Origin of the sequence: Brevundimonas sp., assembly GCF_032017145.1 — a bacterium.
GTDB lineage: Bacteria > Pseudomonadota > Alphaproteobacteria > Caulobacterales > Caulobacteraceae > Brevundimonas.
Map to the genome: position 1 here is coordinate 1 of NZ_DALZQC010000213.1, position 2021 is coordinate 2021.

General features: G+C 68.4%; 2 protein-coding genes. Both read right to left on the reverse strand.

Annotated elements, in window-relative coordinates:
- Positions 1 to 832 (reverse strand): FAD-dependent oxidoreductase (locus tag RTU05_RS18050; protein WP_312599658.1); only part of this gene is annotated, 832 nt, incomplete at its 3' end.
- A gap of 63 nt (positions 833 to 895) precedes the next feature.
- Complete coding sequence (locus RTU05_RS18055; RefSeq protein ID WP_231681268.1) at positions 896 to 1951, reverse strand: cytochrome P450; 1056 nt, start codon at positions 1949 to 1951, stop codon at positions 896 to 898.
- Positions 1952 to 2021 lie beyond the last annotated feature (70 nt).

Genomic DNA, 2021 nt, shown 5'->3' on the forward strand with positions numbered 1-2021 from the left:
GACGTCGGCCAATGGACACGAGCACGACATCGGCCTTGATGGTTCCTCGCGCGCCGTCTCCCATGGGCTCGACCTCAAGGACGACGTCGTCCGCCTCCATTCGCGATCCGACCACCTTGTGCGCCAGGCAGAATTGGAAGCCCTGGGCCTCGAGCACCTTGTGCAGCGCCGTCGACATCTCTGAATCAACGCCGGACGCGATCCGGTCGAGCACCTCGACGACGGTGACCTCGCTGCCGAGACGGCGCCAGACGGAGCCCAGCTCCAGTCCGACATAGCCGCCGCCGATCACCGCCAGATGGCGCGGCGCCGCCGTCAGGCTGAGGGCGCCCGCCGAGGTGACGATCCGCTGCTCGTCGATGGGCAGGTCCGGCAACGTCGCCGCTTTCGATCCGCTGGCGAGCACGATCGCCTTGCGGACCTGCACCTCGAAGCTGCCGTCCGGGGCGCTCACTTCCACACGGTCGCGCGACAGCAGCCGGCCGCGGCCCTGCAGGCGGGTGACCTTGTTCTTGCGCAGGAGGTAGGCGACCCCTTCACCAAGCTCCGTCACGACCCTGGCCTTGTGCCGCATGACGCCTGCAAGGTCGGCCCGCACATTGTCGACCAGGACGCCGAAAGCCTCGAGATTGCGGGCCATCTCCAGCCGCTCTGTGGCCTGCAGCAGCGCCTTTGACGGAATGCACCCGATGTTCAGGCAGGTTCCACCGAGGAGTTCCCGGTCGTCGATAACCGCCACCGACATGCCGAGCTGGCTCGCCCGGATGGCGCAGGGGTACCCGCCCGGCCCGCCGCCGATTATCACCAGGTCATAGGATGTCATCGAAGCCATCGCGTCAGCCTTCGCTGTAAGTGAAAGAGGGACGAAGGCGCCGGCCACCCGCATGAGCAAACATCAGGCGCCGCCCTCACGCGGGGAAGTCCGACGCGTCATCATTCGGAACCCGCTCCTGGGGAGGGCCGGAAGGCGGCGGAAGTCGATCTCCAGATCCTGAGCCGGCAGCCGGTAGTTCAGGCCGGCGAGCAAGCCGAGGGCCCGCTCCATCAATTCGACGACGATGCTTTCGCCGGGACAACGGTGACCGGTCAGGGCGTTCCCGCCGCCTTGGGGAATCAGGCCGAACGCGTCCCCGGAGCCGTCGATGAAACGCTCTGGCCGGAATTCGTCGGGATCGGTCCAGACGGCAGGATCGTGATTGGAGCCATAGAGATCGAGGATCACCTGCCGACCCACCGGGAAGTCAAGGTTGCGCCAGCGAAACGGCGCGCGCACACGCCCGATCACCGCCGGGAAAAACGGATAAAGGCGTCGCACCTCCTGAACGAAGGCGCGGCGGCGGCCGGCGTCCGCGGTGGCCAGACGGGCCGCCGCGGGGTGCGCCTGCATCGCGTGCGCCACAAACACGATATAGACCGAGGTCGCCACGGTCGGCCTCAGCACATTGGCCAGTTCGACCGCCGCCGTCCGGGCCGCCAACGGTTCGCCATCATCCGCGCTCGCCCAGGCCCAGGCGTAGGCGGCGGTGTCTGGATCCGGCGCCAGTCGTCCGGCGCGAATGCCCTCGATGATCGAGGCCAGCCAGGCGTCGACGCGTCGCCGCGCGTACCTCGACCACAGGTGGCGAGGCCCCCGCGATCCTGCCGCGTCAAACAGCGCCCTGAGGTGACTGACCCGTTTCGCTTCGTCGTCGGGATTCAGCGGCACCCCCGCCCAGCGGCAGACGGCGCGGGTGAGCACCGGCTGCAGGGCGTCGTACAGCACGATCTCTTCCTGGCCAGCCCATTCAACGGCCGCGCGTCGCCATTCCGCCTCGAACAGGTCGCCCAGCCGCGCGATCCGTTCCGGCGACATAAGAGCCATGAACACGCGTTTGCGGGCGCGGTGCGCTTCGCCATCCAGGCCCTGGACGCCGCCTTCGCCGAGCAGTGTGCGTCGGACAGGCGCCGGCATGGCGCCCGCGCGCGAGATGCGGGTCTCGTCATAGAAGATCCGCGCCGCCTCGCGGCCTCTCAGACAGGTC